Annotated in this window: 18 protein-coding genes, 1 tRNA gene, 1 pseudogene and 1 riboswitch; of the genes and pseudogenes, 13 read left to right on the forward strand and 7 right to left on the reverse strand. The window is 65.3% G+C overall.

The features are described 5' to 3' along the window. The first annotated feature begins 211 nt into the window (after positions 1-211). The 3 genes from pimC to JQ573_RS36955 all read left to right on the forward strand — a co-directional run bounded on the left by pimC (position 212) and on the right by JQ573_RS36955 (position 3,604). Entirely contained in the window at positions 212-1,402 is a 1,191-nt protein-coding gene (pimC, locus tag JQ573_RS36945; RefSeq protein WP_212319754.1) for a pimeloyl-CoA dehydrogenase large subunit, read from the forward strand. A 152-nt stretch (positions 1,403-1,554) separates the two neighbouring features. Then, entirely contained in the window at positions 1,555-2,700 is a 1,146-nt protein-coding gene (gene pimD, locus JQ573_RS36950; protein WP_212319756.1) for a pimeloyl-CoA dehydrogenase small subunit, read from the forward strand. A 130-nt stretch (positions 2,701-2,830) separates the two neighbouring features. Beyond that, positions 2,831-3,604, forward strand: coding sequence for an SDR family NAD(P)-dependent oxidoreductase (locus tag JQ573_RS36955; RefSeq protein ID WP_092119436.1), 774 nt, complete (start codon positions 2,831-2,833; stop codon positions 3,602-3,604). A gap of 54 nt (positions 3,605-3,658) precedes the next feature. Here JQ573_RS36955 and JQ573_RS36960 read toward each other — a convergent pair whose 3' ends face one another. Beyond that, entirely contained in the window at positions 3,659-4,867 is a 1,209-nt protein-coding gene (locus JQ573_RS36960) for an O-succinylhomoserine sulfhydrylase (RefSeq protein ID WP_212319758.1), read from the reverse strand. Between the two features lie 76 nt (positions 4,868-4,943). Further along, a riboswitch (SAM riboswitch) is annotated at positions 4,944-5,023 on the reverse strand. Between the two features lie 122 nt (positions 5,024-5,145). Here JQ573_RS36960 and JQ573_RS36965 point away from each other — a divergent pair. The 3 genes from JQ573_RS36965 to JQ573_RS36975 all read left to right on the forward strand — a co-directional run bounded on the left by JQ573_RS36965 (position 5,146) and on the right by JQ573_RS36975 (position 9,025). After that, complete coding sequence (locus JQ573_RS36965; protein WP_212319760.1) at positions 5,146-6,252, forward strand: 2'-deoxycytidine 5'-triphosphate deaminase; 1,107 nt, start codon at positions 5,146-5,148, stop codon at positions 6,250-6,252. A 161-nt stretch (positions 6,253-6,413) separates the two neighbouring features. After that, on the forward strand, positions 6,414-7,463 hold the full coding sequence (locus JQ573_RS36970; RefSeq protein ID WP_212319762.1) for a hypothetical protein: 1,050 nt from the start codon (positions 6,414-6,416) through the stop codon (positions 7,461-7,463). A 119-nt stretch (positions 7,464-7,582) separates the two neighbouring features. Beyond that, positions 7,583-9,025 carry an MATE family efflux transporter gene (locus tag JQ573_RS36975; protein WP_212319764.1) on the forward strand — a complete coding sequence of 481 codons (1,443 nt, stop codon included), beginning with the start codon at positions 7,583-7,585 and terminating at the stop codon, positions 9,023-9,025. 317 nt (positions 9,026-9,342) lie between these two features. Here the strand turns inward: JQ573_RS36975 and JQ573_RS36980 are convergent, their stop codons facing one another. The 4 genes and pseudogenes from JQ573_RS36980 to JQ573_RS36995 all read right to left on the reverse strand — a co-directional run bounded on the left by JQ573_RS36980 (position 9,343) and on the right by JQ573_RS36995 (position 11,739). Next, the gene (locus JQ573_RS36980; protein WP_212319766.1) at positions 9,343-9,759 is read right to left on the reverse strand and encodes an SRPBCC family protein; all 417 of its coding nucleotides are present in this window, start codon (positions 9,757-9,759) and stop codon (positions 9,343-9,345) included. A gap of 134 nt (positions 9,760-9,893) precedes the next feature. Then, a complete protein-coding gene (locus JQ573_RS36985; protein ID WP_212319768.1) occupies positions 9,894-10,253 on the reverse strand; it encodes a VOC family protein in 360 nt (119 codons plus the stop codon). Between the two features lie 57 nt (positions 10,254-10,310). Further along, entirely contained in the window at positions 10,311-11,150 is an 840-nt protein-coding gene (locus tag JQ573_RS36990) for an AraC family transcriptional regulator (protein WP_212319770.1), read from the reverse strand. Between the two features lie 9 nt (positions 11,151-11,159). Further along, a pseudogene (locus JQ573_RS36995) lies at positions 11,160-11,739 on the reverse strand (methylated-DNA--[protein]-cysteine S-methyltransferase). A 164-nt stretch (positions 11,740-11,903) separates the two neighbouring features. Between JQ573_RS36995 and JQ573_RS37000 the strand changes: the two are divergent. The 3 genes from JQ573_RS37000 to JQ573_RS40960 all read left to right on the forward strand — a co-directional run bounded on the left by JQ573_RS37000 (position 11,904) and on the right by JQ573_RS40960 (position 13,963). Then, a complete protein-coding gene (locus JQ573_RS37000) occupies positions 11,904-13,454 on the forward strand; it encodes a 4-amino-4-deoxy-L-arabinose transferase (protein ID WP_212319772.1) in 1,551 nt (516 codons plus the stop codon). Positions 13,455-13,562: 108 nt separating this feature from the next. Next, positions 13,563-13,636, forward strand: a tRNA-Gly gene (locus tag JQ573_RS37005). A 75-nt stretch (positions 13,637-13,711) separates the two neighbouring features. Further along, positions 13,712-13,963 carry a DUF3551 domain-containing protein gene (locus JQ573_RS40960; RefSeq protein WP_212319774.1) on the forward strand — a complete coding sequence of 84 codons (252 nt, stop codon included), beginning with the start codon at positions 13,712-13,714 and terminating at the stop codon, positions 13,961-13,963. Positions 13,964-14,390: 427 nt separating this feature from the next. Here JQ573_RS40960 and JQ573_RS37015 read toward each other — a convergent pair whose 3' ends face one another. Then, positions 14,391-15,410, reverse strand: a complete 1,020-nt coding sequence (locus JQ573_RS37015) for an LLM class flavin-dependent oxidoreductase (RefSeq protein ID WP_212319776.1) — start codon at positions 15,408-15,410, stop codon at positions 14,391-14,393. A 248-nt stretch (positions 15,411-15,658) separates the two neighbouring features. Between JQ573_RS37015 and JQ573_RS37020 the strand changes: the two genes are divergently transcribed. The 4 genes from JQ573_RS37020 to JQ573_RS37035 all read left to right on the forward strand — a co-directional run bounded on the left by JQ573_RS37020 (position 15,659) and on the right by JQ573_RS37035 (position 18,923). Next, the gene (locus JQ573_RS37020) at positions 15,659-16,825 is read left to right on the forward strand and encodes an NADH:flavin oxidoreductase/NADH oxidase (protein WP_212319778.1); all 1,167 of its coding nucleotides are present in this window, start codon (positions 15,659-15,661) and stop codon (positions 16,823-16,825) included. A gap of 38 nt (positions 16,826-16,863) precedes the next feature. Further along, complete coding sequence (locus tag JQ573_RS37025; RefSeq protein WP_212319780.1) at positions 16,864-17,793, forward strand: dihydrodipicolinate synthase family protein; 930 nt, start codon at positions 16,864-16,866, stop codon at positions 17,791-17,793. Between the two features lie 129 nt (positions 17,794-17,922). Beyond that, positions 17,923-18,723: a hypothetical protein gene (locus JQ573_RS37030; RefSeq protein ID WP_212319782.1), complete on the forward strand. Its 801-nt coding sequence runs from the start codon at positions 17,923-17,925 to the stop codon at positions 18,721-18,723. Positions 18,724-18,728: 5 nt separating this feature from the next. Beyond that, entirely contained in the window at positions 18,729-18,923 is a 195-nt protein-coding gene (locus JQ573_RS37035; RefSeq protein WP_212319784.1) for a hypothetical protein, read from the forward strand. A gap of 1 nt (position 18,924) precedes the next feature. On the opposite strand, the gene JQ573_RS37040 is transcribed toward JQ573_RS37035, so the two are convergent. Continuing rightward, positions 18,925-20,157, reverse strand: coding sequence for a DUF445 domain-containing protein (locus JQ573_RS37040; RefSeq protein WP_212319786.1), 1,233 nt, complete (start codon positions 20,155-20,157; stop codon positions 18,925-18,927). Positions 20,158-20,170 lie beyond the last annotated feature (13 nt).

A 20,170-nucleotide genomic window follows, 5' to 3' on the forward strand; every position in this document is an offset into this window, starting at 1 on the left:
CACGGCGTCAAGCGCCAAGGACCCAACGGCTTCCCGCCCACCCCATCATGACAGACTTCCAAGACACAGGGACCCATACGCTGCGGCCTATGTAAGAGGCACAGTGGCAGCCGGCTCTGCCAATCCCGACGGCCGGTGGTTATGGGTCCCGGCTTTCGCCGGGACGACATCGAGAATGACGAGGAAGTTGAACTTCAAAAAGGAGGATCCGATGGATCTCGCTTTCACCAAGGAAGAGATAGCGTTTCGCGAGGAGGTACGGGAGTTCTTCAAGAACAACGTGCCGCCGGAGACCCGGCGCAAGCTGCAGGAAGGCCGCCACCTGTCGAAGGACGAGATGGTCACCTGGTGGCGCATCCTTAACAAGAAGGGCTGGGGCGTCACCCACTGGCCGAAGGAATATGGCGGCACCGGCTGGACCACCGTGCAGCACTACATCTTCAACGAGGAGCTGCAGTCCTATCCCGCGCCGCAGCCGCTCGCCTTCGGCGTCAGCATGGTCGGCCCGGTCATCTACACGTTCGGCAATGAGAAGCAGAAGAAGGAATATCTGCCGCGCATCGCCAATGTCGACGACTGGTGGTGCCAGGGCTTCTCGGAGCCGGGCTCGGGTTCGGATCTTGCCTCGCTGAAGACCAAGGCCGAGCGCCGTGGCGACAAGTGGATCATCAACGGCCAGAAGACCTGGACCACGCTCGCCCAGCACGCCGACATGATCTTCTGCCTCTGCCGTACCGACAACAACGCGAAGAAGCAGATGGGCATCTCCTTCATCGTGTTCAGCATGAAGTCGAAGGGCGTCACCGTGCGCCCGATCCAGACCATCGACGGTGGCCACGAGGTCAACGAGGTGTTCTTCGACGACGTCGAGGTGCCTTACGAGAACCTGATCGGCGAGGAGAACAAGGGCTGGGATTACGCCAAATTCCTGCTCGGCAATGAGCGCACCGGCATCGCCCGGGTCGGCGTGTCGAAGGAGCGGCTGCGCCGCATCCGCGCGCTGGCCTCCAAGGTCGAGTCCGGCGGCCGTCCGGTGATCGAGGATCCGTCGTTCCGCGAGAAGCTCACGGCCTGCGAGATCGAGCTGAAGGCGCTCGAGCTGACCCAGCTTCGCGTCGTCGCCGACGAAGGCAAGCACGGCAAGGGCAAGCCCAATCCGGCTTCCTCGGTGCTCAAGATCAAGGGCTCCGAAATCCAGCAGACCACCACCGAGCTTCTGATGGAGATCATCGGTCCGTTCGCCGCGCCCTATGACGAGCACGGCGACGCCGGCTCGAACGAGAGCATGGATTGGACCGCGCAGATCGCGCCGAGCTACTTCAACAACCGCAAGGTTTCGATTTACGGCGGCTCCAACGAGATCCAGCGCAACATCATCAGCAAGGCGGTGCTGGGGCTGTAGGCCTCACCATTATCGTCATTCCGGGGCTTCGCGTAGCGAAGAGCCCGGAATCCATAACCACCATCGTGAGTATGGATTCCGGGCCTGGCCCTTCAGGCCATCCCGGAATGACGCCGCGGATGGCATCAGCACTTTGACAATAGGAAACGAACATGGATTTTGATCTGTCCGAGGAGCAGCGGCTTCTCAAGGAAAGCGTCGACGGGTTGCTGGCTGATGCCTACGACTTCGATGCGCGCAAGAAGTACATGAAGGAGAAGGGCGGCTGGAGCCAAGCGCTCTGGGGCAAGCTCGCCGAGCAGGGCCTGCTTGGTCTGCCCTTCGCGGAGACCGATGGCGGCTTCGGCGCCGGCGCGGTCGAGACCATGATCGTGATGGAAGCGCTCGGCAAGGCGCTGGTGGTCGAGCCGTATCTCGCCACCGTCGTGGTCGCCGGCGGCTTCCTGCGCCATGGCGGCTCGGCCGAGCAGAAGGCCAAGTACATCCCGGGCATCATTGACGGCAGCAAGACCTTCGGCTTTGCGCAGCTCGAGAAGAACTCGCGCTACGACCTGTTTGACGTCGTGACCACGGCCAAGAAGAAGGGCGACGGTTGGGTGATCGACGGCGAGAAGTTCGTCGTGCTGAACGGCGAGAACGCCGACACGCTGATCGTGACCGCGCGCACCAAGGGCGGCCAGCGCGACAAGTCTGGCATCGGCGTGTTCCTGGTTCCGGCGGACGCCAAGGGCGTCACCAAAAAGGGCTATCCGACCCAGGACGGCCTGCACGCGGCCGACATCACCTTCACCAATGTCGAGGTGGGTGCGGATGCTGCGATCGGCGATCCCGAGAACGGCCTGCCCCTGATCGAGCGCGTGGCGGACGAAGCCCGCATTGCGCTGTGCGCGGAAGCCGTCGGCGCGATGGACGAGTCGCTGAAGGAGACCGTCGAGTACATCAAGACCCGCAAGCAGTTCGGTGTTGCGATCGGCTCGTTCCAGAGCCTACAGCACCGCGCCGCCGACATGTTCGTGGCGCTGGAGCAGGCCCGCAGCATGTCGATGTTCGCGACCATGGCGTCGGACTTCAGCGATGCCAAGGAGCGCTCGTCCGCGGTCGCGGCCGCCAAGGTGCAGGTCGGCAAATCCTTGAAGTTCGTCGGCCAGCAGTCGATCCAGCTTCATGGCGGCATCGGCATGACCATGGAAGCCAAGATCGGCCACTACTTCAAGCGGCTGACCATGATCGAGAACACGCTCGGCGACACCGACTATCACCTCCGTCGCGTCAGCGAGGGCGGCGGGCTGTTGGCGTAGCTCTCATCCGTCATTCCGGGGCAGCCCGAAGGGCTGAGCCCGGAATCCATTCCACCACGAACCATGCGGCTCGATGGATTCCGGGTTCTCGCTTCGCGAGCCCCGGAATGACGCCTTGGAGGAAACAACAATGAAAAACACCCCGTTCGATCTCACCGGCCAGGTTGCGGTCGTCACCGGCTCGAGCCGTGGCATCGGCCGCTCCTCCGCGGAGTTGCTCGCAAAACTCGGGGCCAAGGTCGTGATCTCCTCGCGGAAGGCGGATGCCTGCCAGGAGGTCGCCGATGGCATCAAGAAGGCCGGCGGCGATGCGCTCGTCATCCCCTGCAACATCGCGCGCCGCGCGGAGGTCGAGGGGCTGATCTCCGGCACGATCAAGCACTACGGCAAGATCGACATCCTGGTCTGCAACGCTGCGGTGAATCCCTATTACGGCCCGCTGCTCGACATCACGGACGAGGCCTTCGACAAGATCATGGGCTCCAACGTCAAGAGCAACATCTGGCTTTCCGCGCTGGCGATCCCGCAGATGGCCGAACGCGGCAAGGGCTCGGTCGTGATCATCTCCTCGATCGGCGGCCTGCGCGGCTCGACCGTGATCGGCGCCTACGGCATCTCCAAGGCGGCGGACTTCGCGCTGTGCCGCAGCCTCGCCGGCGAATGGGGCCCGAAGGGCGTGCGCGTCAATTGCGTGGCGCCGGGCCTGGTGAAGACCGATTTCGCCCGCGCGCTGTGGGAGGATCCGGACAATCTGAAGCGCCGCACCGCATCGACACCGCTCCGCCGCATCGGCGAGCCCGACGAGATCGCGGGCGCGGTGGCCTATCTTGCTTCCGATGCCTCGACCTTCATGACCGGCCAGACCATCGTGGTCGACGGCGGCGTGACGACGGCTGCGACGTAGTTCTCAAGAGAAGCCATCGTGGCCGGGTTAGCCCGGCCGCGACGCGTGTTCGCCTCAAACCTGCTCGAGCGCGCGCTCAAAGTCCTCGATCAAATCGTCGGGGTGCTCGAGCCCCGCCGAGAAGCGAATAAAACCTTCGCTGATGCCGAGTTCGGCGCGGGCCTCCTGCGCCAGGCGCTGATGCGTCGTGGTCGCGGGATGCGTCACCAGGCTCTTGGCATCGCCGAGATTGTTGGAGATGCGCGAGATCTTCAGCGCGTTGAGGCAGCGGAACGCGCCGGCCTTGCCGTCCTTCACCTCGAAGCCGACCAGCGTCGATCCGGCGCCCATCTGCTTCTTCACAGTCTCGGCCTGCGGATGATCGGGGCGGCCGGGATAGACCAGCCGTGTGATCTTCGGATGGTTGGCCAGCGCCTCGGCGATCTTCGCCGCGTTCTCGGTCTGCGCGCGGACGCGGATGCCGAGCGTCTCGAGTCCCTTCAACAGCACCCAGGCGTTGAACGGCGACAGCGACGGGCCGGTCTGGCGCATGAAATTATGGATGTGCTCGGCGATGAAGGCCTCCGACGACAGGATGACGCCGCCGAGGCAGCGGCCCTGGCCGTCGATATGCTTGGTCGCGGAATAGACCACGACGTCGGCGCCGAGCGACAGCGGGCTCTGCCAGATCGGCGTCGCGAACACATTGTCGACGATCAGCCGGGCGCCGCCGCTATGCGCGATCTTGGCGATCGCGCCGATGTCGAGCACGTCGAGCGTCGGATTGGTCGGGCTCTCCAGGAAGAAGGTTTTGGTGTTCGGCCGCAAGGCGCGCTGCCATTGGTCGAGATCGAGGCCGTCGACCAGCGTCGTCTCGATGCCGTAGCGCGGCAGCAGGTCCTGCACGACGTAGAGGCAGGAGCCGAACAGCGCCTTCGACGCCACCACGTGGTCGCCGGCCTTCAGCGGCGCGAGGATCGCGGTCGTTACCGCGGCCATGCCGGTCGCGGTCGAGCGCGCGGCTTCCGCGCCCTCGAGCTCGATCATGCGGCGCTCGAACATCGCAATGGTCGGATTGGAATAGCGCGAATAGATGAAGCCGGGATCCTGGCCCTTGAAGCGCGCCTCGCATTGCTCGGCGGTGTCGTAGACATAGCCCTGGGTGAGAAACAGCGCCTCCGACGTCTCCCCGAATTGCGAGCGCAGCGTACCGCCATGGACGAGGCGGGTTTCGGGACGGTAGCGGGCGGTAGACTTGGATTCAGAAGACTTGGATTCAGACATGTGACCTCCGAAGTGGCCATTTCCCTCGGAAACTGGCCACAAAAAAACCGGCCTGGAGAAACCTCCACAAGCCGGGATCACACTGTCCCCGGCCTGTTTAGCGACTTATTTAACGTGGCTGCAAGCCGGCCGGCTCAAATCACCACGGGATAAGTGCAGCTGATATTCCCTCGCGCCCTTTCCGTCAAGACGGTCATCGGATAACCCGTAAAAGCCCATAATTTGGGGCTTGGTGGCCGCTCAGAGTATGATTTTGGGCCATCTTGAGGGACCGTGCCGTGTCGTTCACGCTGGAAGATGAATCCAACGGAATCCTGCCCGACCGCATGATCGCGGAGATGGCGGAGGCTGGCCTCATCCTGCCCGCCTACGACTTTGTCGAGAGCCAGATCCAGCCGGCGAGCCTCGATCTGCGCCTCGGCGACATCGCCTACCGCGTCCGCGCCAGCTTCCTGCCGGGGCCCGGTGCCACCGTCGCCGAGCGGATCGACCAGCTCAAGCTGCACGAGATCGATCTGTCCGACGGCGCGGTGCTGGAGACCAATTGCGTCTACATCGTGCCGCTGCTGGAGAGCCTCGCGCTGCCGCCGGAGATCGTCGCCGCGGCCAACCCGAAGAGCTCGACCGGACGGCTCGACGTGTTCACCCGCGTGATCGCCGACGGCACCCGCCGTTTCGACATGATCGGTGCCGGCTATCACGGCCCGCTCTATGCCGAGATCAGCCCGAAGACGTTTCCCGTGCTGCTGCGCGAGGGCTCGCGGCTCAGCCAGGTCCGTTTCCGGATCGGCGAGGCGACCTTGACTGCCGACGAGCTCGACGCGCTGCATGCTGCCGAGCGGCTGGTCGATGCCGACAATGCCGACCTTACCCACGGCGTCGCGCTGTCGGTCGATCTGTCCGGCGAGAACTCGGGCGGCTTCGTCGGCTATCGCGCCAAGCGCCACACCGGCGTGGTCGATGTCGATCGCCGCGGCGGCTACTCGGTCGAGGAGTTCTGGGAGCCGATCAAGGCGCGGCCCGACGGCAGCCTCATCCTCGATCCCGGCGAGTTCTACATCCTGGCGTCGAAAGAGGCCGTGCAGGTGCCGCCGGACTACGCCGCTGAGATGGTGCCGTTCGATCCGCTGGTCGGCGAATTCCGTGTCCACTATGCCGGCTTCTTCGATCCCGGCTTCGGCTATGCCGGTGCCGGCGGCAAGGGCGCGCGCGCCGTGCTGGAAGTGCGCTCGCGCGAGGTGCCGTTCATTCTCGAGCATGGCCAGATCGTCGGCCGCCTCGTCTACGAACGCATGCTCGAGCGTCCCGACGCGCTCTACGGCCAGCGCATCGGCTCGAACTACCAGGCGCAGGGTCTGAAGCTCTCGAAGCATTTTCGCGTGTAATTCCGTTTCGCGCGCGTGTAATTCCGTAGCCCGGATGAAGCGGCAGCGAAATCCGGGACGGTGCATACGCGGATCGAGCTGCCCCGGATTGCGCTTCGCTGCATCCGGGCTACGATCGCGCATGCGAGCTCGACCTCGCCAACAAGAGCCAGGGAGCGAACATGACTGCAGGCGAAAGCGCGCAAGAAGCGCAGTGGCGGAAGTGGCGCAGCGTCGCCGATCTCTATCACGCCTTCTTCACCGGGCTGATCCTCACCGTCGTCACGCGGCGCGGCACCGCTGACGCCGCCGAGTTCGTCTTCCGCGTGTTTCGCCGCCAGCAGCAGGAGCGCTTCCTGCCCGGCTTGAAGAAGCTCGGCCTCGACGGGCTGCCGCCTGCGGTCGCGGCCGCGCAATATCACTATCTCTCCAACTGGATCGGCGGCGTGCATGTCGAATACATGTACGAGACCGACCGCAAGGCCTGGATCCGCTATCCGCCGCCGCGCTGGATCTGGAAGGGCACGGCGATCTGCGGCGTGCCCGGCGAGGTCTCGCGCGCGATGCTGCGCGGCTGGCACGCCAACAATGGCGTCGCGCTTGGCGATCTCAGGCTCGGCTTCGTCTGCACCAAGCAGAGTGTCGACGGCCAGGACGGGCTCGAGGGCTATTACTGCGAATACGATCATCCGCTCGAGCTCGACCAGCGACTGGTGTTCGCGCGCCACCTCGAGGCGCCGCTGTTCGATCCCAGAACCGCGCCGGCTTTGCCGGTCGACAGCTGGCCGAAGCCGCGGCTGGAAAAGGCCTATCGCAACTATGCGATGGAATATGTGAAGACCGCCGCGCCGGTCATCGTGCAGGTGTTCGGCCCCGAGGATGCGAGCTATCTGCTGCATCTCACCGGCAAGCTCATTGGCATGCAGTATTACGACGAAGTCGCCGAGGCGCTCGATGGCCGTCGTGGCCGTGCCGCGGAATTTGCCGCATTCCTGCGTGCGCTCTTCGAGTCGCAGGATGATGTCGCTGAAATCAGCGAGTCCGAGGGCCAGTTCGAGATCCGCCAGCAGGGCTGGAAGCTGATGGCCGACGTGGCCGATTATCACCCGGCCTGCGCCAGCGTCCTGACAGGCTTGTTCGAAGGGCTCGCGGCTGGCTGCGGACGGCATATTCCGGTGCATCTGAAGCCGAATGGCGCTGCCGGTGCGTCGTTCGTCTGGTCGATCGGCTAGATCAGAGGTTCACCTGCAATCACGCAGGCCCCCCTTGCGTCCCGCGCACGTGGAATCCGCGTTCGCCATGGTAGGGAAACACCATGGCGCGGCTCCCCAGATCGCGCGTGGGAGTAGAAATGTCCGACCTCGGCCTCGCCGAAATACCTGTCGACGAACAAGAACGGCCGCTGCCGCCGCCGGTGACCAGGCCGGCGCGCAACGCGCTGCTCGACGGGCCGATTTTGCGCACGCTGTTGTGGCTGGCATGGCCGAACGTGATCGCGCTCTCCGCCGGCACCTGCGTCGTCATCGCGGAGACCTCCTATATCGGCCGGCTCGGCGTCGAGTCGCTCGCGGCGATGGCGCTGCTGTTTCCCTGCGTGATCCTCACCATGACGATGTCCGGTGGCGCGATGGGCGGCGGTGTCGCATCCGCGATCGCGCGCGCGCTCGGCGCCGGCGAGATCGAGCGCGCTTCGACACTTGCAATGCATGCGCTGCTGATCGGCCTGACGTTTGGTCTTACCTTCATGCTTGGCATGCTGACCTTCGGTCCGCGCCTGCTCGAATTGCTCGGCGGCCGCGGCAATGTGCTGGCGCAGGCGATCGCCTATTCGCAGATCTTCTTCGGTGGCGCGATCCTGCCCTGGCTGATGAACACGATGGCCGGCATCCTGCGCGGCACCGGCAACATGAAGCTGCCGTCGACCATGATCCTGTCCTCGGCGGTGTGCCAGATCATTCTCGGCGGCACGCTTGGGCTCGGCCTCGGGCCGGTGCCGCAATTCGGCATGCGCGGCGTCGCGGCGGGGTCGCTGATCGCCTATTCGATCAGCATCAGCGTGATGGGCTGGTATCTGTTCTCGGGCCGCGCCCGTGTGAAGCCGAAACTCAGGGGGTTGCGCGTGCAATGGGCGATGTTCATCGACATCCTCAAGGTCGGCGCAATCTCCTGCTTCTCGCCGCTGCAATCGGTTTTGACGATCTCGATCTTCACCCACATGCTGGCGCAGTTCGGCACCGCGGTGCTCGCCGGCTACGGCATCGGCGCGCGGCTCGAATTCATGCTGACCTCGGTGGCGTTCGCGGTCGGCATCGCCTCGGTGCCGATGATCGGCATGGCCGTCGGGGCCGAACGCGTCGCGCGGGCGCGGCGCATCGCCTGGACCGCGGGCACGCTGTCGTTCCTCGCGGTCGGTGTGGTCGGCAGCTTCATCGCCGTCTTCCCCGATCTTTGGGTCAACCTCTTCACCAACGATCCGCATGTGCGGGCGACCAGCCATCAGTACCTCTCGACCGCCGCGCCGATGTACGCTTTCATCGGCCTCGCAATGTCGATGTATTTCTCCTCGCAAGGTGCTGCGAAGGTGCTGGGTCCGGTGCTGGCGCAGACCGCGCGGTTGATCTTCATCGGCGCCGGCGGCTGGTGGCTGTCGACCCATGAGGCGAGTGCGCAAGACTTCTTCGCACTCGCCGCCGCGTCGATGGGCGTGCTCGGCGTGCTCTCCTGCCTCAGCGTGATCCTGACGCGCTGGGGCAGATCTGCACCGGTCGCGGAAGTGCGGCCGGCGTTGTCTTGAATCGCTGAAAGGGCCGTCTGGGCTCTCACACCGTCGTCCTGAGAGAATGTGAATGTATTCAGCGTCGTCCTGGCGAAAGCCAGGACCCATTACCCCAACCGCTTGTTGTTGTGCGACGCTGGGGCCACTATCGCACTCTCAATCGAATTCGGTGGTTATGGGTCCTGGCTTTCGCCAGGACGACGGCGTGGGGAGGCGGCTCGCTACAATCACACATCGTCATCCCCGCGCAAAGGCTTCGCCTTTGTCGCTGGAGGGCCGCTGAAGAAGCATCCACCTCAGGGTGACGGTCACAGTTTGGGCGCGGCCTACAGGATTCACGCCGCGTTCTTCTCCTTGGCCGATTTGGCCTGTGCGGCCTGCATCGCCGCCGCGCCGAGGTCCATCTGCGCGTCCATGTAGGGCGCGATCTCGTGCGGCAGCACATCGGCGATCCACACCACCCGGCAGCGCGTATCGCCCTCGGCAAACACCTGCACCGAGGCGGAATGCTGCTTCACCCGCTCGCTGGTGATTGCATAGACCAGCCGACGTCGCGTGTCGTCGCAATCGACCAGCGTCTCGCGCGCCACGGTGCCGTTGGCGAAGTTGACGGTGCGGACGTCGCCGTCGCGTTGCGTGTCGGTGACGAAGCCTGGCACCAGCCGCGTATGCAGCGCGCCGAAATCGCGCAGTGCGTCCCAGACATGATCGGCCGGCGCGTCGATCGGGATATCCTTGTGAATGGAAGCCATCGTTAAGTCCTTGTTGGTTTCAGATGCGTCGTCATTGCGAGGAGCGTAGCGACGAAGCAATCCATGCCTCCTCACATGCGGCGCAATGGATTGCTTCGCTCCGCTCGCAATGACGGCGGAGTTTGTGGCATGCGCTAGGTAGACACCGCCTCGACATTGTTGCCGTCGGGGTCGAGCAGGAACGCCGCGTAGTAGGTCGGGCTGTAGTCCTTGCGATGGCCAGCCGCGCCGTTGTCCTTGCCGCCGGCCTTCACGCCTTCGCTGTGGAATGTCTTGATCGCGTCATGGTTCGGGGCGCGGAACGCGATGTGGGCGCCGCCTTGCGCCTTGCCCTTGTGCAGATGCAGCCAGAGCGCGGGTTCGCCCTTGGGGCCGAAGCCCGCACCGCTGTCGTCGCGCGAGCACAGCACGAAGCCAAGCGGCGCCAGCACCGCGGTGTAGAAACGCACGCTGGCGTCGAGGTCGGCGACGCGCAATCCGATGTGGTCGTACATGATGGGGTCTCCAGTCGTTGGGCGCGTCGATCGACGCGCGGACCGGAGCGAACCTAGCTATTGCAGCGCGAGACGTTCTTGGAAAATCTTGCGGTCGCCGCGGGAGGCCTGGCGGAATTTCAGTGGCGAGGCGCCGGCGGCGCGGTGGAAGCTGCGCACGAAATTGGAGAGATCGCCGAAGCCGACGTCATAGGCGATATCGGTGACCGGGCTGTTGTCGTCCACCAGCCGCCGCGCCGCATGCCGCAGCCGCGAACGCACGAGATATTGATGCGGGGTCACCCCGAGCACCGCGGAGAACAGCCGCAGGAAATGGAAGGTGCTTAAGCCAGCCTGCTCCGCGGCATCGTCGAGATCGATCTGATGGTGCGAATTGGCGTCGATCCACAGCGCCGCTTCAACGGCACGGCGGCGGTCGCGCAGGCCGGCGGTGAGGGGCTTCGCCTTGCGGTCGGACACCAGCTCGACAAGGCGGCTGGCGAGGAGATGGCCGATCTCGTCGAGGCCGACGTCGCTGTTGCCAGTTGCCGCCGTTTGGGCGAGCTCCCCGATCACCATCAATTCCGGCAGCGGCGGCACCGAGCCGACCTGCCAGACCGAGGTGCGGTCGCCGATCGTCTCGACGAGCTCCGGGTCGAGGAAGAACGACAGGCATTCGTCGCCGACCACATGGTCGTGCGTGCAGGTGTATTCGTCGCCGGGATGGCCGACCAGGATCGAGCCTGCCACCAGCTCATGGAAACGGCCGCGGCAATGGCAGCCAAAGCTGCCGCTGCGCACATAGGACACGGAGTGGCAGGCGAACTGCTCGACGAACGGCTTGTCGCCGGGCTCCGCCGTGCAGCGAAACTCGTTCACCGTGATGCGATCGCGCTGCAACAGCGTGGTCCGGGTCATACCCCAGATCTAGGCTTGCGGTCGGGGCCGCGCAACGGGCAGCAGCACGTCGAACAGGGTCTTGCTGATGGTCGGCTGGGCGCCTTCGATCGAGAGCAGTCGCCGCTTGGAGACGCTGCCGCCGTTCGGCGAGATCCGGTCGGCATAGTGGCCCGCCTCGAGCACGCGGTGGCAGGGCACGATGATCATGAAGGGATTGCGGCCGAGCGCCTGCGCCACCGAATAGACCGCGCCGGACGTGCGCAGGGCGCCCGCCACCTCGTCATAGGTCCGGGTCTCGCCGCGGGGAATATTGCGGACGGTCTGGTAGACGCGCTGGTTGAAGGCCGGGATGCCGCTCATGTCGAGCGCAACGCCTGTGAGATCGGCATCGCCGCCGCGCAAGATCGCTGCAATGCCCTCGATCGCGACCTCGATCTCCTCGGGGGGCCGCATCTCGCGCGCGTCAGGGTAGTGCCGGAACAGCCGTTTGCGGGTTTCGATTTCGCGGAGCTCGGGAAGCTGCACACCGGCCACGCCGCCTTCGCCCCCATGCGATGCCGCACCGGCCGATTGCCGTGTCGAAAATGGTGTACCCACGCCCCGCCATGACGCCCCCACATGCGAGCATAACATCGCCGCGGTCCGGCGCGTCCGGAATCTTGACGATTGATTAAGCATGTCGCGGCCGGTGCTGTGTGACCCCGCCAACGTCCAGTCACGCATCCTCCGGTCACGCATCTTAAAGGCTTTGCCCGCTATCTGGTCGCCGGCATGCTGCTGCAAAAGACGATCGGCGGAACGATGACGAGCACGAGCGCCGAAGCCGCGCCCGGCAGCGCAGGCATGGCCGCGCGCGCGAGCGGGCGTGTTCACCCGCTCTTTGCGTTGCTGCTGCTGGCGTTGGTGTTGCGCCTTGCGGCCGCCGTCTGGCCCAACGTGATCTATCCCGACGAGACCTTTCAGTATCTCGAGCCGGCGTGGCGGATGCTCGGCCATGACGGCATTTTGACGTGGGAATGGCGCGACGGCATTCGCGGCTGGTTCCTGCCGACATTGATGGCCGGGCCGGTTGCCCTCGGCGATGCGATTGCGCCTGCCGGCGCGGGTGCGTTCCTGGTGCCGCGCCTGATCGCCGCATGCGCGTCGCTGTCGATCGTGGTCAGCGCCTGGCTGCTTGGCGCGCGGGTCTCGCGAACCCATGCCGTCGTCACGGCCTTCGCGGCCGCGGTCTGGTTCGAATTGATCATGCTCGCGCCACACACATTGGGCGAGCCGCTGGCGACGGCGCTCATCGTTCCGGCGGCGCTGCTGGTCACCGATCGTCCGTCACCGCGGCGTCTCGCGATCGGCGGCGCCTTGCTCGCCTTCGCCTTTGTCTGCCGCTTCCAGTTTGCGCCGGCCATCGCCGTGCTTGCCCTCGGGGCGTGCTGGACGCGCTGGCGAAACCTGGTTCCGCTGGTCGCCGGCGGGCTGGTTGCGCTTCTGCTCGCCGCCGCGATCGACCTTGCGCATGGCAGCGTGCCGTTCGCGTGGCTGATCGCCAATATCAGGGAAAACCTTGTCCACGATCGCGCCATCGAATTCGGCGTGTCGCCGCCGTCGGCCTATCTGATCGACTTCATGACCGTGTGGTCGGTGGCGATCCTGCTCCCGCTTGCTGCGATCTGGCGCGGCTGGCGGCACGCACCGCTGCTCGCGACCGTGGCGCTGGTCAACCTCGTCTTCCACAGCCTGATCGCGCACAAGGAATACCGCTTCATCTTCCTGTCGGTGGTGCTGCTCACCATCGTCGCGGCGCTGGGATCGGCCGATTGGGTCCAATGGCTGCGCACGAAGGTTGCGTGGCGCCGCTGGGCATTGCCGATCGTCCTCGGCGGCTGGGCGCTGCTGTCGGTGGCGCTGGCCGGCGCCAGCGAAGATATGCGCGAGTACTGGACGCGCGGCGTCGGTGCTGCGCGGCTCGCGGCTGAGCTGCGCAGCGATCCGCAGATGTGCGGCCTTGCGCTTTATGACGTTCGCTTCCAGCAGTTGCCGGGGCGGGAACGATTGGTCGGCCCGGTGCCGCTCTATGCGCTGCAGTCCGCCGATCCGCTCGCCGAGCTGATCCTGCCGCCGCTGCTGCTGCGGGCAACCAAGCCGGCCTTCAATCGCATTCTTGCGCGGCCCGAGGCCGCAGGCGATCTGCCGGCGGATTTTTCTCGGCAAAGCTGCGCCCGCGTCGGCTTCAGCGATGCCTGCATCTATGCACGCGGCGGAAGCTGCGACGCATCCGCCGCTGCGCCCTTTGTGATCAATGACGTGCTTGTGAGGATAGGCTGGTAGCGGGTGGCGCTGCTATGATCGGTGTCAATGCACGCTTGATCCTCTGCCTCGGCCCGGGCTATGGTCCGGCGGTCGCACCCATAAGGTCGACCTCAAGCAATTGAGATCGCGGGCGTAGTTCAATGGTAGAACGGCAGCTTCCCAAGCTGCATACGAGGGTTCGATTCCCTTCGCCCGCTCCAGCCCCAAAGCTAAATAGCGCGGGACGGTCTTGTCGGCGAGACAATGTATTTCTCGACAATAGCCGGAGACTCGACGTGAGGTTGCTTGGAGCGCTGCTGCTCGCGCTGGGCGCGCTTTGCACGACGAAGCCGGCATCGGCACAAATGTATGATCCTCGCTACCCGGTCTGCATGCGTGTTTACGGGGAACTGGTCGGCGATCGAATGGATTGTATCTTCATGTCGATGAAGGAGTGCCAGGCCAGCGCTGCGGGGAATCCGGCAACCTGCCTGGTTAATCCTTTTTATGCACCAAGACCGGTGCATCGCGGCGGGCCCGAACGATGACCCTTCCGCTCGTAACCGCGAGCGTTCATTTGAGATCAATGTATGGAATGGTGGTACTACGGGCTGTTTGCGATTGTTGTGATCGGATGCGCATTTGTCGTTCGCGCCCGTCGCGGCAGGAATTCGAGCGAGGATCAGGAACTGAACCGGCGGATTGATGAGCATGTCGATCGCCTCGATCTCACGCGCCGCAATCGCGATCGGGATTCCTGACCTGGGCAAATCCACAAACCGGCCTCGCGCGATGATTCCGGGATATTACGGCGGTCTGTTCACGCAACGTCCGCGCCTAACGCACTGTACTCGACCTGTTCTTCTCACAAGGCGCAGTTATGTTTCCGTAGTTCTCCGCGTTTGAGAACGGAGTTCCGCCGGAATGCGAGAGCGGCCGGCAAGTGGCCGAGGTTGCGTCATCCTTCGGGGGTGATCAGCGCCATCCCATGGCGGGCGCGACGTGAGTCAAGATGCTCTCGATCACATGCGCGTTGTAGGCGACGCCGAGTTGATTGGGGACCGTCAGCAGCAGGGTGTCGGCCTCCGCGATCGCCTCGTCCGTCTTGAGCTGCTCGATCAGTTTCTCCGGCTCGGCGGCGTAGCCGCGGCCGAAGATCGCGCGCGTCCGCTCGTCGATGAAGCCGATCTGGTCTTCCTCCTGCCCGTTGCCGAAATAGGCGCGGTCGCGGTCGTCGACCAGTGCGAAGATGCTGCGGCTGACCGAGACCCGCGGCTCGCGGGTGTGGCCGGCCTCCTTCCATGCGGCGCGGTAGGCCCGGATCTGCGCGGCCTGCTGGATATGGAAGGCCTCTCCGGTCTCGTCGCTCTTCAGCGTCGAGCTCTGCAGGTTCATTCCGAGCTTTGCTGCCCAGACCGCGGTGGCGTTCGAACCGGCGCCCCACCAGATGCGCTCGCGCAAGCCTTCCGAGAGCGGTTCGAGCCGCAACATGCCGGGCGGATTGGGAAACATCGGCCGCGGATTCGGCTGCGCAAAACCTTGTCCGCGCAGCATATCGAGGAAGATCTCGGCGTGACGGCGGCCCATGTCGGCGTCGGTCTCGCCTTCGCCGGGCTGATAGCCGAAATAGCGCCAGCCATCGATCACCTGTTCGGGCGAGCCGCGGCTGATGCCGAGTTGCAGGCGTCCCCGCGCGATCAGGTCGGCCGCGCCGGCGTCCTCGATCATGTAGAGCGGATTTTCGTAGCGCATGTCGATCACGGCGGTGCCGATTTCGATCCGGCTGGTCTTGGCGCCGACCGCCGCCAGCAGCGGGAAGGGCGAGGCCAGCTGGCGGGCGAAGTGATGGACCCGAAAATACGCGCCGTCCGCGCCGAGCTCTTCGGCGGCGACCGCGAGGTCGATCGATTGCAGCAGCACATCCGCGGCCGAGCGGGCCTGGGATTGCGGGGAGGGCGTCCAGTGCCCGAACGACAGGAATCCGATTTTTTTCATGTCGGCAATGTAGGCATATCAGGCGCGAATTGCGATCCGTGGCGTGACCCGGCGATGACGGAAAATGTTTACCAACCGGGGAAAATTCGTGCGGCAAGTGTTGCGGGTTTTGCGGACCGCGCCGCCGTGCACGCGCTGCATGCGCGCTGGTCCTGCCGCCTGCGCCACAGTGCGGCTTGCGATCAGCTCGCGCGCCGCCTAGTTTTCGGCCACGATTTTCTCCCGCCACCACGTTCCCGCAGGACCCGATGTCGCAGCCGTTTCTGTTTCAGCCGATCACGCTTCGCGGCGTGACCTCCCGAAACCGCATCCTGATTTCACCGATGTGCCAGTATTCGGCAACCGACGGTCTCGCCAATGACTGGCACCTCGTGCATCTCGGCAAGTTCGCCCAGGGCGGCGCCGGGCTCGTGATGGTCGAAGCCGCGGCGGTCACCGCCGAGGGACGCATCACCCATGGCGATGTCGGTATCTGGAACGACGAGCAGATCGCGCCGCTCGAACGCATCGCCGCGTTCCTGAAGGACAACGGCGCGGTGCCCTCGATCCAGCTCGCGCATGCCGGCCGCAAGGCCAGCATGCAGCGCCCCTGGTACGGCAATGCCGCACTCGACGAAGCCGACCGCGCCCGCGGCGATCTGCCGTGGCGCACCGTGGCGCCGAGCGCAATCCCGATGGAGGAAGGCTGGCTGATGCCGCACGCCCTCGATGTGGCCGAGCTCGCCGCGTTGCGCGAGCAATGGCGGCGCGCCACCTTGCGCGCGGTGGAGGCCGGCTTCGAATTCGTCGAAGTGCATTGCGCGCATGGCTATCTCCTGCACGAATTCCTCTCGCCATTGTCGAACCGCCGCAGCGATGCCTATGGCGGCGACCGCGCCGGGCGGATGCGCTATCCGCTCGAAATCATCGAGACCGTGCGCGCCGCCTGGCCCGCGGAGCGGCCGCTGGCGGTGCGCATCTCCTCGGTCGATGGTGTCGAAGGCGGCCTGACGCTCGAGGATCAGGTCGCATTCGCGCGCGAAGCCAAGGCGCGCGGCGCCGATCTCATTGATTGTTCGTCGGGCGGCCTGCTCGGCTCGGCAACCGCAGCGCGGATTCCGCGCGGCTATGGCTTCCAGGTGCCTTATGCGGAGGAAATCCGTCGCGCCGCCGAGGTCGCCACCATCGCCGTCGGCCTGATTCTGCATCCGCAGCAGGCGGAAGATGTCCTGGCGGGCGGCCAGGCCGATCTGATTGCGATCGGCCGCGAGGCGCTGTTCGATCCGAACTGGCCGCTGCATGCCGAGCTTGCGCTTGGCGGCGGAGGCGGCGAGGTGTTCGCGTCCTGGCCGAAGCAGTATGGTTGGTGGCTGGAGCGGCGCGAGCCGGGCCTGCGCAGGCTCGAAGGTCCGCCGCTGCCGTTCCGCAAGGTGTGACGGATCAAGCTGCGACAGTTCACGAGGGAGGATTTGACATGACGATCTCGGCACAGCGTCCCTATCGCGGCGTCTTCCCGGTGGCGCCGACCATCTTCGACGCCAGCGGCAACCTCGACCTCGACGGACAGCGGCGCTGCATCGATTTCATGATCGATGCCGGCTCGCACGGCATCTGCATCCTCGCCAACTTCTCCGAGCAGTTCGTGCTGACCGATGCCGAGCGCGAGACCGTGATGCATGCTGTGCTGGAGCACGTCGCAGGCCGCATTCCCGTGATCGTCACCACCACGCATTTCTCCTCGGCAGTGTGCGCCGCGCGCAGCCGCGAGGCGGAGGCCGCGGGTGCTGCGATGGTGATGATCATGCCGCCCTATCACGGCGCGACCTTCCGCGTCGGTGAGCCGGGCATCTACGAGTTTTATCGGGTGGTGTCGGATGCCATCAACATTCCGATCATGATTCAGGATGCGCCGGTCGCGGGCACGCCGCTCTCGGTGGACTTTCTGGCGCGGATGGCGAAAGAGCTCGCCAATGTCAGGTATTTCAAGATCGAGGTGCCGATGGCCGCCAACAAGCTGCGCGGCCTGATCGAGAAGGGCGGCAGCGTGATCGAGGGGCCGTGGGACGGCGAGGAGGCAATCACGCTGATGGCCGATCTCGATGCCGGCGCCACCGGTGCGATGACCGGCGGCGGCTACCCCGACGGCATCCGCCAGATCATGGATCTGTTCTTCGCCGGCCGCCGCGACGAGGCCGTGCAGGCCTATGCGCGCTGGCTGCCGCTGATCAACTACGAGAACCGCCAATGCGGGCTGCAGGCCTGCAAGGTGCTGATGCGCGAGGGCGGTGTCATCAAGTCGGACGCGGTGCGGCACCCGTTGCAACCGCTGCATCCGGCCACGCGCGCAGGCCTGATCGAGATCGCGCGCACGCTCGATCCGGTCGTGCTGCGCTGGGGGCGCTGAGCGCGCCACCCGGCTGTTATGTTCACATAACCGTCAACAAGGGCATCTACCGTTCCCGTCGGTTAAGGGAAGCGGGGAACGTGCTCCGCGTGCACTCTGGATTGGTCGGAGCGGTCGGGCGGCAGCGGGATGATCGAAACCTTCCGGGTTGGTCGTTTTGCGATGCGCTACGGCCATTTCGTTCCGCGGCTCTACAATTACTGCCGGTCGCTCGGCTTTGAGCGGCAGCACATGCTGCCATCGCGCGCCTTTTGCTCCGATGAGAGCCAGGGCTATCCGGTCATGCTGCTGGCCCAGCATTTCGGAACCTTTTACCGCAGCGAAGGTCTCTTTCTGTGGCTCGATCGCATGGTCGAGACGCCGCTTCAGCCGCTGAGCGTGCTGGCCACGTCGAAGGTCTTTCGTGCGGGCCCAGCGATCCGCGAACGGCTCGGCGAAGCCTGCTTTCGCGAAACACCGGCGCCGATCGGCACGGCGCTGTCACCCGATCTGTTTCACTTCCGCCGTGCGCCGGCCGAAGGTCCCGAGGGCCATGACATTCTCGAGGCCGCGCTCGCGCCTGTGATGCCGGCGCTGGTGACGTCGCCGCATCCCGCATTGGATGCCGCCCGCTTCGTCACCCAGGCCGAGTTCGATCGCACCTATCGGAGCATTCTGCGTGAGCCGGCGTTTCAGGCCAAGAACGTGCTGTTCGTCTCCGGCCTGAACATCGACGTGTCGCCGCGCGAGGGATTCCCGTTTCCGTTCACCAAATTCGTTCCCTGGGCGGCCTATGCCCGCCTGCGTGACGGCCGCTCGTTCCTGCTGGAGCAGGAGCAGTTCGCCGAGACGCTGCGCCGGATGCCGGGTGAGAACCCGGATTGCCTGTCGTTCGACAAGACGATCGAGCAGATGACCACGGCGCCGGAAATCCGCATTCCGATCGGCTGATGCCTATGACGACGCTCCCCGCCCTGCGTACGCACGCGCCGCCCGAACCGCGTCTCCAGCGCCTGGAATTCGCGGATCTCGGGCGCGGCTTGACCCGCCGCCACTTCATGCTCGGCTGCCTCAGCCTGGCCGCAAGCCAAATGGTGCGCCTGCTCGACAGGCTCCAGCAGTTGCCGCTGCTGCGAATTCGTTTTCCCTGACCTAAAGCCAGCGCGAGACGGAGAAGATCAGCAGGCCGACGAGCCCTCCGACGACGGTCCCGTTGATCCGGATGAATTGCAGGTCGCGGCCGACCTGCAATTCGATCCGCATGATCAGCGTTTCGGTGTCCCAGTTCTCGACCACCTTGCGGATGAAGGCCGCGATCTCCTGGCGTCGCGATGCAACGGCCCGCAATGCGGCGACGCGAAGCCAGCGGTTGATGCGATCGCGCATGTCGGCATCGTCACGGACCCGTGCGGCAACCGAGATCAGCGCGGTTTCGATGGCGTCCGCGATCGCGGCCGAGGTCGCCGCGGAGTTCAGCCGCGCCTCGATGGCCTGCCACATCGCGTCGATCTGCCGGATCACCGCGGGATTGTCGAGCATCTGCTGCTTCAGTTCCTCCCCCTTGGCGAGGTAGTCGGGATCGGTGGCGAGCCGGTCGATCAGACGCTCGATCTCGGCCTTGAGTTCGATCCGCCAGGGGTGGTTCGGCTCGCGCATCTCGTCGAGCGTCTGGCCGATGCCGGAGATGACGCGGTCGGCCACCATGCCATCGACCCATTTCGGCACGAACCGGTAGGAGCGCTGCGAGACCTTCTTGCGGATGGTTTCCTTGTTGTTGGCGAGCGCTGTGCTTGCCGATGTGATCATGCGCTCGACGAGGGCCTGCGCGTCACCATGCGCCCACAACAGCGCCAGCACGCGCGAGGCGAGCGGAGCCGCCGGAACCGCCGCGATCCCCTGCCGGGTGCGGCGGGTCAGAAAGGCGTTGAGGTCGGCGCTCGGCGTGGCCTGCAGGGCCTGATGCGCCGCCGAGACCGTGCGTTGCGCGGCGCTGCGGGCATGCGACGGCCGCTCGATCCAGTGCACCGCCCAGCCGGCGATATCGACGTCGCGGATGCGATCGCCGATCACGCGAGGCGACAGGAAGTTGTTGGCAATGAAGCGGCCCAGCGCCACCGCGATGCGCTGCTTGCTCTGCGGCACGATCGCGGTGTGCGGAATCGGGATGCCGAGCGGATGCCGAAACAGTGCGACGACGGCGAACCAGTCGGCGCAGGCGCCGATCATGCCGGCTTCGGCGAAGGCGCGCGGATAGGCCAGCCACGGCCAGTGCGGTTGCGCCATCGAGGTCGCCAGAAAAACCAGCAGCATGAACACGAGCAGGGCCGTGGCGAGCGCCCGCATGCGGCGAAGGTCGCGCAGCCTGGTGTCCTCAACCGGAAGCACGGAGCCGATGTCC

Origin of the sequence: Bradyrhizobium sp. AUGA SZCCT0105 (assembly GCF_018129565.1) — a bacterium.
Lineage (GTDB): Bacteria > Pseudomonadota > Alphaproteobacteria > Rhizobiales > Xanthobacteraceae > Bradyrhizobium.

What these genes read in the sequence shown, in the direction of transcription:
- pimC (WP_212319754.1), top strand. Translation starts at nt 212, where the DNA reads ATGGATCTCGCTTTCACCAAGGAAGAGATAGCGTTTCGCGAGGAGGTA.
- pimD (WP_212319756.1), top strand. Translation starts at nt 1,555, where the DNA reads ATGGATTTTGATCTGTCCGAGGAGCAGCGGCTTCTCAAGGAAAGCGTC.
- JQ573_RS36955 (WP_092119436.1), top strand. Translation starts at nt 2,831, where the DNA reads ATGAAAAACACCCCGTTCGATCTCACCGGCCAGGTTGCGGTCGTCACC.
- JQ573_RS36960 (WP_212319758.1), bottom strand. Translation starts at nt 4,867, where the DNA reads ATGTCTGAATCCAAGTCTTCTGAATCCAAGTCTACCGCCCGCTACCGT.
- JQ573_RS36970 (WP_212319762.1), top strand. Translation starts at nt 6,414, where the DNA reads ATGACTGCAGGCGAAAGCGCGCAAGAAGCGCAGTGGCGGAAGTGGCGC.
- JQ573_RS36975 (WP_212319764.1), top strand. Translation starts at nt 7,583, where the DNA reads ATGTCCGACCTCGGCCTCGCCGAAATACCTGTCGACGAACAAGAACGG.
- JQ573_RS36980 (WP_212319766.1), bottom strand. Translation starts at nt 9,759, where the DNA reads ATGGCTTCCATTCACAAGGATATCCCGATCGACGCGCCGGCCGATCAT.
- JQ573_RS36985 (WP_212319768.1), bottom strand. Translation starts at nt 10,253, where the DNA reads ATGTACGACCACATCGGATTGCGCGTCGCCGACCTCGACGCCAGCGTG.
- JQ573_RS36990 (WP_212319770.1), bottom strand. Translation starts at nt 11,150, where the DNA reads ATGACCCGGACCACGCTGTTGCAGCGCGATCGCATCACGGTGAACGAG.
- JQ573_RS37000 (WP_212319772.1), top strand. Translation starts at nt 11,904, where the DNA reads ATGCTGCTGCAAAAGACGATCGGCGGAACGATGACGAGCACGAGCGCC.
- JQ573_RS37015 (WP_212319776.1), bottom strand. Translation starts at nt 15,410, where the DNA reads ATGAAAAAAATCGGATTCCTGTCGTTCGGGCACTGGACGCCCTCCCCG.
- JQ573_RS37020 (WP_212319778.1), top strand. Translation starts at nt 15,659, where the DNA reads ATGTCGCAGCCGTTTCTGTTTCAGCCGATCACGCTTCGCGGCGTGACC.
- JQ573_RS37025 (WP_212319780.1), top strand. Translation starts at nt 16,864, where the DNA reads ATGACGATCTCGGCACAGCGTCCCTATCGCGGCGTCTTCCCGGTGGCG.
- JQ573_RS37030 (WP_212319782.1), top strand. Translation starts at nt 17,923, where the DNA reads ATGATCGAAACCTTCCGGGTTGGTCGTTTTGCGATGCGCTACGGCCAT.
- JQ573_RS37035 (WP_212319784.1), top strand. Translation starts at nt 18,729, where the DNA reads ATGACGACGCTCCCCGCCCTGCGTACGCACGCGCCGCCCGAACCGCGT.